The organism is Agrobacterium sp. CCNWLW155, from assembly GCF_036888815.1.
Classification (GTDB): domain Bacteria; phylum Pseudomonadota; class Alphaproteobacteria; order Rhizobiales; family Rhizobiaceae; genus Agrobacterium; species Agrobacterium radiobacter.
In genome coordinates this window covers 26866-39923 of sequence record NZ_JBAKFW010000008.1, presented here as the reverse complement: position 1 = coordinate 39923, position 13058 = coordinate 26866, and the positions used below count along the sequence as shown (strand labels likewise).

At 56.2% G+C, this 13058-nt stretch carries 9 protein-coding genes; 4 read left to right on the top strand and 5 right to left on the bottom strand.

The window, feature by feature from the left end; genetic code table 11:
• Nucleotides 1-83 precede the first annotated feature (83 nt).
• Together V6S97_RS21000 and V6S97_RS20995 are read right to left on the bottom strand one after the other, a co-directional pair.
• Nucleotides 84-1457, bottom strand: a complete 1374-nt coding sequence (locus V6S97_RS21000) for an ISNCY family transposase (RefSeq protein WP_334427685.1) — start codon at nucleotides 1455-1457, stop codon at nucleotides 84-86.
• Nucleotides 1458-1584: 127 nt separating this feature from the next.
• Nucleotides 1585-2586: an IS30 family transposase gene (locus V6S97_RS20995; protein ID WP_334427684.1), complete on the bottom strand. Its 1002-nt coding sequence runs from the start codon at nucleotides 2584-2586 to the stop codon at nucleotides 1585-1587.
• A gap of 730 nt (nucleotides 2587-3316) precedes the next feature.
• Here V6S97_RS20995 and V6S97_RS20990 point away from each other — a divergent pair.
• Nucleotides 3317-4885, top strand: a complete 1569-nt coding sequence (locus V6S97_RS20990) for a bifunctional aminoglycoside phosphotransferase/ATP-binding protein (RefSeq protein WP_334427683.1) — start codon at nucleotides 3317-3319, stop codon at nucleotides 4883-4885.
• A gap of 232 nt (nucleotides 4886-5117) precedes the next feature.
• Here the strand turns inward: V6S97_RS20990 and V6S97_RS20985 are convergent, their stop codons facing one another.
• Nucleotides 5118-7031 (bottom strand): hybrid sensor histidine kinase/response regulator, encoded by a 1914-nt coding sequence (locus V6S97_RS20985; protein ID WP_129567039.1) that lies wholly within the window; start codon nucleotides 7029-7031, stop codon nucleotides 5118-5120.
• Between the two features lie 24 nt (nucleotides 7032-7055).
• A complete protein-coding gene (locus tag V6S97_RS20980; protein WP_129567038.1) occupies nucleotides 7056-7808 on the bottom strand; it encodes a cyclic nucleotide-binding domain-containing protein in 753 nt (250 codons plus the stop codon).
• Nucleotides 7809-7921: 113 nt separating this feature from the next.
• Here V6S97_RS20980 and V6S97_RS20975 point away from each other — a divergent pair, with 113 nt between their 5' ends.
• Nucleotides 7922-8662: a response regulator gene (locus V6S97_RS20975; protein WP_129567037.1), complete on the top strand. Its 741-nt coding sequence runs from the start codon at nucleotides 7922-7924 to the stop codon at nucleotides 8660-8662.
• On the opposite strand, the gene V6S97_RS20970 is transcribed toward V6S97_RS20975, so the two are convergent.
• Nucleotides 8605-9069 (bottom strand): hypothetical protein, encoded by a 465-nt coding sequence (locus V6S97_RS20970; protein WP_334427682.1) that lies wholly within the window; start codon nucleotides 9067-9069, stop codon nucleotides 8605-8607. The genes V6S97_RS20975 and V6S97_RS20970 overlap by 58 nt on opposite strands.
• A gap of 248 nt (nucleotides 9070-9317) precedes the next feature.
• Between V6S97_RS20970 and V6S97_RS20965 the strand changes: the two genes are divergently transcribed.
• Together V6S97_RS20965 and V6S97_RS20960 are read left to right on the top strand one after the other, a co-directional pair.
• Nucleotides 9318-10502, top strand: coding sequence for an acetate/propionate family kinase (locus V6S97_RS20965; protein ID WP_307008601.1), 1185 nt, complete (start codon nucleotides 9318-9320; stop codon nucleotides 10500-10502).
• A 46-nt stretch (nucleotides 10503-10548) separates the two neighbouring features.
• On the top strand, nucleotides 10549-12960 hold the full coding sequence (locus V6S97_RS20960; protein WP_307008598.1) for a phosphoketolase family protein: 2412 nt from the start codon (nucleotides 10549-10551) through the stop codon (nucleotides 12958-12960).
• Nucleotides 12961-13058 lie beyond the last annotated feature (98 nt).

Sequence of the window (13058 nt, the reverse complement as noted above, 5' to 3'; positions counted from 1 at the left end):
GTCGCAGGCCTCGGGCGCAAAACTCAATGTCTCGCGGCCGATTTTTGCGACGGCCAATGACCGGTTAGGGCCGGAAGCGGACTTCATTCAGCCGCATCCGTTCGCGCCAAAGCTCGCGCACGCTTGGCAATCACATCCGGATCATTCATGAGATCCGTGCGCGGACCGGGTTTGCGGCCTCTCGGCTTGTAACCGATCTTCTCACTGTTGGTCTTAGGCGCAGGTGCGTGGTCTTGATCTTGCTGCTCCTTTATGTAGGCCAGCACTTCGCCGAGACGCTTGTTCTCGACCACAGCCGCATGGGTGACGCGCTGGTCCTTGTCAAAGATCTTGTAAGGCAACGAGTGACCTTTCCATCGGATATCCAGGCGACCATCGGCGTAAGCATATGTCTCGACATACTTTCCGACCAGGCCGCGTGTGATGTCGTTCTCCTCGAGCATAATGCGTTTGCGCTCATAAGAGAACGTCAGCTGCGCACTGACATAACGTTGCTCCCGTTTGCAAAGCACATCGTTCAGCCTGTTTGCTGCCAGACTGACGGGCCGATGAAGGTCATCGGGACGGGTAGGGGTCACCGCAAAGCGGTCATTATATCGCTCGATAAATGCAGGCAGAAAGGCATTGCCGCCCTCCATGTCGCTGATATTGGCCAGTCGCAACTCCTTGACCAAGCGATCTTGCAAGGTCCGGTTCATGCGCTCGACGCGACCTTTGGCCTGGCTGGAATTGGCGCAAAGGATCTCAATGTGCAGCTCCGATAGCGCACGACCAAACTGCGTCATGCCTTGCCCGCCCTTGGCGTCTTTCCGGGCGACACGAAAAACGGAATGTTTGTCGGAATAAAAGGCGATAGGTGCGCCATGCTCTTTGAGGTAAAACGCCAATGCCTCGAAATAGGTAAACGCACTCTCCGATCGAACAAACCGCAGCTGCATCAGCTTGCCGGTCGCGTCGTCAACAAACACCAGAAGAGAGCAGCCAGGCCCACGGTCCTCAAACCATCGATGCTCGGAGCCATCAATCTGCACCAGTTCACCATAAGCCTCGCGTCGCAACCGCGGCTGATGAAACGTCCGCCGCTGCTTCCTCGAAAGCCATATGCCAGCATCCTGCATCCATTTGCGCAGCGTCTCACGCGAGACTGTGACGCCATGCTCTTCCTGAAGCTTCTCGGCCGCCAGCGTTGGCCCAAAATCAAGGTAGCGTTCGCGCACCAGCATCAAAACGTAATTACGGACGCCGGTGGCAATTTTATTGTTCGATGGGCGACCAATTGCCTTATGTCTGATCGAGGCAGCGCCGGTGGCCTCAATACGACCAATCAGTCTCTGAACATGGCGGGCGCTGATTGCCAGCACATGCGCCGCGGCGACGATCGACATTCGACCGTCCACGACCCTGGACAGCACCTCGATCCTTTGCAGGTCGCGCTCGCTCATCGTGATCAATCCCATCTGCAATCTCCCAGACGTCAATCAGATGCGGGGAGTGTGACATTCCAACTTTGCAGAGACACGACATTCTAACTTTGCGGTGGAGAAGCTACTCCAAGTGCATCATACCGGTTTGCAGGGTAGGGGATTAGACCTCCTCCTGCAAATGGGCCATGAACGCTTCGGCCGGCGTCCTGTAGCCCAGGCACTTTCTGGGTTGGTTGTTGAGGATGCGTGCGACCTGGTTCAACGTTGCCTGCGACATCTGGCTGAGGTCCGTGTTCGACGGCAGGAAGCGGCGGATGCGCTTGTTGGCGTTTTCGACGGCGCCTTTCTGCCAGGGTGCGCTTGGATCACAGAACCAGCTTCGTGCGCCGATACCATCTTCCAAAGCCCGGAATGCGGCAAACTCCGTACCGCGATCAAAGGTGAAGCTCTGACGCGCGAAGGCGGGCAGGCTGGAGAATGCACGCACGATCCTGTCCATGATCGGTCGCGAATGTCGGCTCGGGTTCTTGATCAGAACAGTATAGCGGCTTTTGCGTTCGACAAGTGACGTCACATTGGCATGGCCAAACGGACGCTCGAATATGATGAGGTCACCCTCCCAGTGCCCGAACCGCGATCTGTCTCCAATAAAATCAGGCCTTTGCGATATGCGATGGCTTGCTGGAAAAGCACCATCGCGCGGTTTTCTGGAGCGGAGAGGACGACGCTTGCGGCGCGCTTCCGGCAGGTATTGATAGAGGCCGAGCGCATAATCTTCCTTGCTGTAAATGAACCGGTAGATCGTTTCGGCGGACACGCGAACAGGGCTTATTCCCTCCGACAGCAGACGCCCGGCGATCTGCTCGGGAGACCATCGAGCCTTGAGTTGACGGATGACGTCGGCTCGCAGATCCGGATGGCGTCGCAGCTTGCGCAAGCGTCTTCGTCGCTCGCGGGTCAGTTGATCAGCGATCGTCCCGAAGTAACCGGTGTACTGGGGAAGCTCACGGTCATGGAAGGTGTTGCGACGGATTTCGCGATAGATGGTTGACCTATGGCGTCCGAGCCGGCGGGCCATCTCATTGATAGTGACTTTCTGATCAACGAGACGATGAAGAAGGCGACGATCGGCGAGGGTCAATTGCGAATAGCATCCGGACATGCGAAAATCTCCAAAGTGAAGCCATTGAAATCACTGGCATGTCGCACTTGGAAATAGAATGTACCCGGCTACACACATTAATCGCATAATCTATCTTATGGAACTTCCGGCTCGCTATCTGTCGATATTCGAGGTGTAAACACGGAACCAACTGAAGCAGCTTGAAAACACTGGCGCTGGATTGCGTGGCTGTGCGCAGCATCGTATCTGGAAATCCGTTGAAGCCCCACCTGTTAGGATGCCGCTCCGTTGATATTTTCGACGGCTGGTAACTTCGCCCCTCTGACACTCGGCCCAGTTCCGCAAAAAACGGGCGACGGCAACGGGCAGCATCGGCAACAGGCTTGGATTCGCGCGTCATCAGCCGCACCACAAGGTTCGCCTCAACATCCGCATGCCAAAACGTAGCACCCTATGCTGGCTCCTTCGAAGGAGCTTAGACCTGCCTCACTTTGCAGGGCAACGGGTTGTTCACACCCATGGTAGCGATATGCCTCTATGGAACAATGAAATTGATCATGATCAACAAATGGGCGATTCGAGTACTGTCGGCCGATGAAGTCTCGCCAGATGCCCCGTGCTGTTTCATAGACCTTTGACTCTTATCAATGCGCCCCAACATCTCCCGGGATGTGATGGTTCGGGTTCAAAGTTTGAAAACCTCTTGAACGACGTTTTCACGACCTTGTCACGCGAAGACGAGGCAAGCTCAAGCAAAAGGGAAATTGGAATGTCTCTCGACACGCAAAAGGAGGTCATCACCTTTCTCAGCGATCCCGCCTCCTTTGGAGAGACAGAACGCGTCGAAACGATCGAAACGCATATTTCGATCGTCTTTCTGACCGGCGCCAGAGCCTACAAGCTCAAGAAATCCGTGAAGCTGCCCTATCTCGATTTTTCGAGCCCCGAGCTTCGGCTGGACGCCTGCCTTAAAGAGATATCTCTCAATTCGCCGACAGCACCCGGGCTCTATCTGGGTGTAAAGATCATTTCCAGGGATGCAGATGGCCAGCTCCGGTTTTCCTATGACGGCACACTTCTCGATGCCGTCGTTGAAATGACGAGGTTCGATCAGGACCAGCTATTCGATCATCTTGCCGCAGCAAACGAACTCACAGACGCGTTGATGACATCGACGTCCCGGATGATCGTCCATTTTCATGAGCGTGCGACCATCGCGCATAATCTCGACGGGAGGCGTCAGATGGAGCAGGTTCTCGACGTCAACGAAGCCGGTCTGAAGGCGAGTTCCGTCTTTGCCCGGGAAGAGATTGATCGACTTAATTGCGCTTTTCGCCGAACCCTAGAGGGCCATTCAGAACGGCTGCGGGAACGGGCGGACAAAGGCAAGGTCAGACGGTGTCACGGCGACCTGCACCTGCGCAATATCTGCCTTTTCCAACACGAACCGAGATTGTTTGATTGCATCGAATTCAGCGACGAAATTGCCACTACCGACGTTCTCTATGACTTGGCTTTCCTGCTTATGGACCTCTGGCACCAGGGACACAGTCACCACGCGAACCTAGTGATGAACCGCTACCTCGATGAATCCGACAACGAGGACGGTTTTGCACTCCTGGCCTTTTTTCTGGCGGTACGCGCTGCTGTAAGAGCCCACGTGATCGCGACGCAAGCCGACGCGACAACGGGTGACAGAACGGCGCTTGCCGCTCAAGCGAGATCTTACTTCGCGTTGGCGCAACGCCTGCTGATTGTTGAGCCGCCCGAACTGGTTGCCATTGGCGGATTGAGCGGTTCTGGAAAAACGACCGTTGCAGAAAGCATTGCACCTCACCTGGGTGTGGCGCCAGGTGCGCGAATTATCGAGAGTGATCGTATCCGCAAGGCTTTGCACGGCGTACCGGCAGAAACCCGGCTTCCCGAGGCGGCATATCGCAGGGATGTATCCGAACGCGTTTATGGGGACATGGTCCTGAGGACACAGGTCATCCTGGCCGACGGTGGCAGTGTGGTAGCGGACGCCGTCTTTGACAGCGCAGATCATCGCGCCACCATCGAGGCTGCTGCGCGACGATACCAGGCTGACTTCCACGGATTTTGGCTCGATGCGGATCCCGCCGTTCTCTGGAGGCGTGTTCGGGACCGGCGCAGCGGACCGTCGGACGCCAATGTCGAAATATTGCAAATGCAACTTGCCCGAAGAACAGGCGATATGACGTGGCAAAGGATTGACACATCCAAGAGCCTGCAGGCCTGTTGCGACGACATCGCAGCCATCCAGAGTGAGAATCGTCCGTCGACCGGCAACTCACAAACAGATTATCAAAAACGATAGACGTTTCGACCGTTGGAAGACAGGCATCGAACAACCATCGTAGCACTAGGCGATGTTTCTATGAATGCCCGCAAAGCAGGAAGAGACGCTACTCCGATATGTCGTCCAAGTTTGCGATCGCCGCGTGCCTGACAATGGATCTCCGTCCATAATTCGATTTGCCACATAACGCCTTTCTGCAAGAAACCTCACCAGCCGACGCGGCCTCGCCAACCGGGCGATTTACTACACCCTAATCCAGGAGTTCGCGCAGCCTTATTGCAAGTTCACGTGCCGTATAGGGTTTTTTGAGCCAGCTCCCCTTCCTCGCAAGCTGCCGCCCGGCTACCGCTGGCTCGGCATAACCCGAGGTAAAAAGAACCCTGATATCCGGACGAATAGTGCGGACGAGATCGGCAAGCTCGTCACCCGCCATGCCCCCTGGCATCACGATGTCCGAAAAAAGAAGATCGATGTCGGAATGATTTTCCAGATGCTGAAGCGCTTCCACACCATTGGACGCCTCCACAACACGATAGCCAAGCGCGGCAAGACGCGCAATCGCGACACGGCGGACGCGCGCGTCATCTTCAACAACGAGAATCTTTTCCCCGCGACCGGGAGCGATCACAGTTGAGACATCCTTGATATCGTCTTCCAACGGCCCCGCAGAATCCATGGCGGCGGGAAGAAAGATTCGTACACTCGTTCCCTGTCCCGGCTCACTGTAGAGCTGAACGTTGCCACCGGATTGCCTGGCGAAGCCATAAACCATGCTCAGACCGAGACCCGTGCCGGCTCCAGCCTCCTTGGTTGAGAAGAAGGGCTCGAACGCCTTTTCCTTCACCTCCGGCGCCATGCCTGTTCCCGTATCTGTGACCGAGATCTGCACATAGTTGCCCGGTTTTATGCTCGGATACATATGTGCGTAGTCCAGGTCCAGCTTCACGCGCGATATTTCGACCGTCAGCGCGCCCCCTTTAGGCATAGCGTCGCGCGCATTGATAACCAGATTAAGGAGCGCATTCTGCAACTGCGATGCATCGACGATAGCTTCATTGCGGAAGCCCGTCACGACAGTGGCGAATGCGATTGCTTCACCGAGGGTCCGCCGCAACAAGTCGGAGATTGTTCCTATGAGCTCACCAATGTCGAAGCGCTGGGGGTTGAGCGGCTGTCGACGACCAAATGCCAGAAGCTGGCTTGTCAGCTTCGCACCGTCCTCCGCAGCATCCTGCGCTTCACGAATGAGATATCGAACACTTTCATCGCTCAGTTTACTTTCAGCCATTTCAAGATTGCCGCTGATAACGGTGAGCAGGTTGTTGAAATCATGCGCCAGGCCACCGGTCAACTGACCGATTGCCTCCATTTTCTGTGACTGGCGCAACTCCTCCTCAATTTTCTGCCTGCTGGTCAGATCGCGGATGAAGCCGGTAAAAATACGATTGCCATCGGCTATCGCCTCACCTACGGCCAGCTCCATCGGAAAGCGCGAACCATCCTTTCGCCGGCCCGTCACAACTCGCCCGTAACCGATAATGCGTCGTTCGCCGGTCGTCAGGTAGCGCGCTATGTAGGTGTCATGTGCGGCCCGGTCCGGATCGGGCATCAGCATTTTGACGTTACGTCCGACGACCTCGACTGCGCCGTAACCAAAGAGCCTTTCGGCCGCCGCACTGAACGACGAGATGATACCCGTGGCGTCGATAACGACCATCGCGTCTGGAACGGTCTCCAGAATAGAAAGAAGATGCGCTTCGCGCCTCGCCAATTCATCCTGCATTTTCTTGAGATCCGTCACATCATTATTCGTCTGGATGATGACAGGCGACTGATCACCACCAAGATCGACGAACACCCACCGCGTTGCGATCAGACGTTTTTGACCATTCTTGTGGTGGTGGACGACCTCTCCACTCCATGATCCCTGTTGAGCCACCCGTCGTCGAAGCTCGGGCAGCGACAACGGGAACTGAGTGCGTAGAAGCTCGTGGACGATCTTTCCGACCGCTTCCATTCTCGTCCATCCATAAAGCTGTTCGCAGCCCGTCGTCCAATTCGTAATCTTGCCGTCCATTTCGTGAACGATGATGCTGGCACCATCCAGAAGTGTCGTAACAGCCCGCAACTGCAACGTGTCTCGAATTTCCGAAGTATCGGGCATCTTTGTCCTGCCAAGCGACGCTTGCTAGTGGCGGTGTCGTCCACCATGAACGACCGTCTGCCGCACGTCGAAGTGATCATCGTCGTCGCCTGCCAATTGTGCAAGCAGAAGCGGCTTCTCGATCAGGATAGTCTGACGTGCAACGGCATTCTCAATCCGCACAACGCCCTTGCTGATCAGTCTCGTGAAAGTACGAGAAACAGTTTCGATCGTCATTCCAAGATAGTCGGCTATGTCCTGTCGGCACATAGGTAGCTCCACCCTTCTCACACGTTCTCCGGGCAGCCCATTGCGCACCGGGAACTTCATGAGAAACGTGCAAAGCCTCTCTTCGGCGTTCTTGGTGGACAGCAGCACCATCTGCTCCTGGGCCGCGGCGATCTCGTCGGAGACAACGGAAAGAATTTCTGGCTGGAGTCTGTGGTTTTCGCTTATGGCACGTTCGAACTGTTTGCGCGTGACACGCCGCAAGGTCGTGCGAGACACTGTTTCCACACTATAGAGATAGCGGCCTCTTGCGGATATGCCAAGAATGTCGCCGGCATAAAGAAACCCGGTGATGATGCGACGGCCATCTGCTATAATTTTAAACAGACGCAGTACACCTTCTGTAATCTGGAAAACATGATTTGCTTCGTCACCTTCAAGAAATACCGAGCGCCCGGCCATTAGATGTTCTGCCGGCTGATGACGGAAAACGTCCCGCAGCCAATATATCCCATCGACAGGCGCCGGAATTTCACGAGCAGGCGGGCAAAGCTCATCCAAAATATGCATGATGTCCTCCATCTGGCTTTCAGTGGAGTAAGCAGGACAAAAATAACGGAGTGATGCCGGAAAGAAGACGACAGGTTTCGGTCTGTGACAAATTGTAACGCGGGATTGTGAAAATGGCTGGAGACCAACACCATCTGCTTGTTGTCGATGACGATGCGCGGGTTCGCGATATGCTCACCCGTTTTTTTGAAGGAGAGGGATACAGAGTGAGCGCTGCGGCTGATGGTGTCCAGATGAAGTCGCATCTGAGGCACAACCAGGTCGACGCCATTCTGCTCGACCTCACGCTTCCCGGAGGACAGGACGGCCTTGATCTTGTTCGAGAAATCCGACCGGCTTCGGATGTTCCCATTATCATGCTGACAGGTCGTGACGACGTGGTCGACAGAATTCTGGGCATCGAGCTCGGGGCTGATGACTATATTGCCAAACCGTTCCATCTTCGCGAGGTGCATGCAAGACTGAAGTCTATTCTGCGCCGTCGTGTATCGGGAAGTCCTCAGCAGCGACATGAGATATTTCGCTTCGAAGGCCTGTCGCTCGATGTGTCCTGTCGCAAACTTCTCGCCAGAGACGGTCGTGAACTCGATCTCACCACCGGTGAATTCGACATGCTCGTCACTTTTGCCAGGCATCCGGGACGGGTTTTAACGCGTGAGTTTCTCATGGAAGAAACACGAGCACGCCGCCTTGATACATTCGACCGGTCGATCGACACACAGGTCGCACGTCTCCGCCGCAAGATAGAAATCGACAGCAAGCATCCAGGTATCATCAAGTCCGTTCGTGGTGTTGGTTACGTTTTCGCCGCATTGTTGGAAGGCACGCCGTCATCATCGGTCCGAAGATCATAGACCAGACCCACGGTCGGGGGTCTCCTGTTGGGGTTCGTGACAATCGACCAGCCTTTGGGTCCAGCAGGCCAGAAATGAATGCGCTTGCATTTCAATTCCCGGGCTTTTCCCCTGGTTTCATCAAACAGCATTCGCGCAACGTTCCTCTCGTCGAACAGACTGAAGGAAGCGAAAACCGGAACTTCCATCTGCAGGGATGACGGGTGGCCGGTGACGAACATATAGCAGAGGCCGCGCACTGCTCCCCCGCTATCGGTAACAGTCAACCAATCGCGCCGTTTGCGATCAGTGTCCGTGGCAGTCTGCCATTCCTGGAAGGATACTGCAGAAAAAAGATGCTGGATGACGGCATAGGCACGGGCTACATTAGCAACAGTGAGCGCGCCGACCTCGTAATCTCCCGACATTTCAAATCTCCCGAGTAATCGTCCTGATCATCGGGTGTCGAAGAGCTTTTACATTGACAGCGATCAATGGCCTCCGATGGAGCATCGATCTGTCACCAAAGGACGAACGAAAAATGGGCCGGAGATTGCGCTATGTCAAGGCGCAAGCCTCGGCAGTCACCGATAGAGTTCCCAACAAGGACGTCAGTATCACGCCAGTCCGGGCGCCATGGCGCGGACGACATACCCGCCGCACACGGAGAGTTCACATGAACGATGCCATCCTGCTGACGTTTAATGCCGGTTCCTCAACAGTAAAAATCGGTATTTTCCGTCTGATCGGGCATATTCCAGAACGCATTGGCAAGGCTGTGGTGGATTTTTCGGATCTGCCGTTAACGCTGCATCTGGTGGAAGGACCGACCACGTTCGACCTGCCCTTGAAAAGAGCTGCGAGTGATGATCTCGCGGACCTGATGGAGGAGGTCTTTGGCGCATTGGCCACCTATTTTGATCTCCATCGCGTTGTTGCTGCAAGCCACAGGATCGTTCACGGCGGCGAAATCTTCGATGGCCCGGTTCAGATCGATGAAAAGGCGCTGGATCGAATTCGATCGCTGGTCACGATGGCGCCACTGCACCAACCGCAGGCATTGCGGCTTGTCCGGGCGGTCAAACACCTGCACCCCGATCTCGTTCAGACCGCTTCCTTCGACACAACCTTCCATTCGTCACAGGCCGACCTGGTTCGTCGTCTTGCCATTCCGCGCGCCTGGCACGATCAAGGCATCAAGCGCTATGGCTTTCATGGACTTTCCTATCGCTACGTGGCGGGCGCTCTCGCCAACAAGGCCCCGGCCATCGCCAATAAAAAAGTGGTCATAGCTCATCTTGGCAGCGGCGCCAGTCTTTGTGCCATCGAAGGCGGAAAAAGCCGTGATACCAGCATGGGCTTCTCCACCCTCGACGGTATCCCTATGGCAACGCGTCCGGGCTCGATCGATCCGGGTGTGCTTCTGCATTTCCTCGGACCACTCGGCAAGACACGCGAGGAACTCGAGGACATGCTGTATCACAGATCCGGCCTTCTCGGTGTCTCGGGTTTTAGCGGCGATACGCGCGAACTCATCAATAACGGCGGAGCGCAGGCCCGCGAAGCGATAGAACTTTTCACACTCAGAATTGCCGGCGAGACGGGGCGTCTCGCCGCAACGCTCGGTGGACTGGACGGGCTGGTCTTCACAGCTGGCATCGGCGAAAACCAACCCGACATTCGCGCCAGGGTCGCCAGTCGGCTGCTCTGGCTGGGGGCTGAACTGGATGAGCGCGCCAACAAGCGCAACGCATTCACGATCAGCACCCCGGCAAGCCGCATATCCATGCATGTCATTCCGACAGATGAAGAGCAGATGATCGCCGAGGAATGCCTTTCCCTTCTCAACCCGGTCGGATGAAACCTGCCGCACATCACGACCCGAACCGAATTCCAAGGAGCCGAACATGCAGCCCACAGATGTTTCGACGGACACGAGCTACGTCAGCGACCAGGAGCTGTTGCTTATGGACCGGTATTGGCGCGCGGCCAATTACCTCTCGATCGGCCAGATCTACCTGCTCGACAATCCGCTCCTGCGCGAACCTTTAAGGACGGAGCACATCAAACCGCGCCTGCTTGGGCATTGGGGAACGACACCCGGCCTTAATTTTATCTACACCCACCTCAACCGTATCATCCGCAATCGCGATGTCGATATGATCTATGTCTGCGGTCCCGGCCATGGCGGACCTGGAATGGTAGCGAATACCTATCTTGAAGGAACCTACAGCGAGGTCTATCCGGAGATTTCCGAGGACGCTGCAGGTATGAAGAAACTCTTCAGGCAGTTCTCGTTTCCCGGCGGCATACCGAGCCACGCGGCGCCCGAAACACCCGGCTCGATTCACGAAGGCGGCGAACTCGGTTATGCGCTGGTGCATGCTTACGGTGCGGCCTTCGACAATCCGGATCTGATCGTCGCCTGCGTCGTCGGCGACGGCGAAGCCGAGACGGGACCGCTCGCCGCCAGCTGGCATTCCGGCAAATTCCTGAACCCGGCGCGCGACGGAGCGGTGCTGCCCATCCTGCACTTGAACGGCTACAAGATCGCCAATCCAACCCTTCTCGCCCGCACCAGCGATACGGATATCGACCATCTCTTCAGAGGTTATGGTTATGAACCCTTCTTCGTCGAAGGACACGAACCTGAGAAAATGCACCGGCAAATGTCGGCGGTTCTGGATCGGGTCTTCGATCGCATCCGCTCCATCCAGACGCAAGCCCGCAGCGGCGAGACGGAAAGCCTGCCCCGTTGGCCGATGATCGTATTGCGCAGCCCCAAGGGCTGGACCGGGCCGAAGGAGGTGGACGGCAAGAAGGTTGAGGATTTCTGGCGGGCCCATCAGGTGCCGGTCGCCAACTGCCGCGAAAACGAAGGCCATCGCAGGATCCTTGAGGACTGGATGCGCAGTTACGACCCCGAAGACCTGTTCGACGCGAACGGCCGCCTGAAGGAAGAGTTGCGCACCCTTTCTCCGCGAGGCGCGCGGCGCATGGGCTCCAATCCCCATGGCAATGGCGGCCTTTTGCGTAAGGAGATTCAGGTCCCGGATATCCGAGACTATGCAATCCCGGTTGAAAAGCGCGGCGCGCTCATGATCCAGACGACCGAAATCCTCGGTAAATACCTGCGCGACGTCCTCAAGCTCAACGACATCAACGCCAACTTCCGCATCTTCGGGCCGGACGAAACGGAATCGAACCGCCTCGGCGCCGTCTTTGAAGTCACCGACCGCGTGTGGATGCAGGACATCAGGCCATATGATGTGCATCTGTCACGCGAAGGCCGGGTGATGGAGGTGTTGTCCGAACATCTATGCCAGGGTTGGCTGGAAGGCTATCTGCTGACGGGACGGCACGGCTTCTTCTCCTGCTACGAGGCTTTCATTCATATCGTCGATTCCATGTTTAACCAGCATGCCAAGTGGCTGAAGGTCTCCCGGGAGCTTCCCTGGCGCAAGCCCGTCTCGTCGCTCAACTATCTGCTGACCTCGCATGTCTGGCGGCAGGACCACAACGGCTTCTCCCATCAGGATCCGGGATTTGTCGATCTCGTCGCCAACAAGAAAGCCGATATCGTTCGCATCTACCTGCCGCCGGACGCCAATACGCTGCTGTGGGTCGGCGACCATTGCCTGAAGACCTGGAACCGCATCAACGTCATCGTCGCGGGCAAACAGCCGGAACCGCAATGGCTGACCATCGACGAGGCGGTGAAGCATTGCGAGGCTGGTATCGGCATCTGGGAATGGGCCGGCAACGAGGACGGAGCGACAGCACCTGATATCGTCATGGCCTGTGCAGGCGACGTACCCACCCTGGAGACTCTGGCTGCTGTGAGCCTGCTGCGCGAGGCGATTCCCGAGTTGAAAATCCGCGTCGTCAACGTCGTCGATCTGATGACGCTGCAATCGAAAGAGCATCACCCACACGGTCTGTCTGACGAGGAGTTTGACGGCATGTTTACTCCTGACCGACCCGTAATCTTCGCCTATCACGGCTATCCTTACCTTATCCATCGTCTGACCTATAAACGCACCAACCATCGCAACATTCACGTGCGCGGCTTCATCGAGGAAGGCACGACTACAACGCCATTCGATATGACGGTTCTGAATGAGCTTGACCGGTTTCATCTCGCCTTGTCGGCAATCGACAGGGTGCCGGGATTGAAAGACAAGGTTCCTGGCGTCGTTGTCATGCTGAGAGAAAAAATCACCGAGCATGATCGTTACGTCCGGCAACATGGCGAGGACATGCCGGAGATCCGCGACTGGAAATGGTCGAACCCCTCTCAGTCTGCAGATCGAACGTAAATCGAGCTGCCTGGAATTGACCGCGATCAATGCCAGACATTGCCCGACAGGCAAAATGATCCCCGAAGGCGTCTTCCGATCTTCCGGCGACAGCTAAC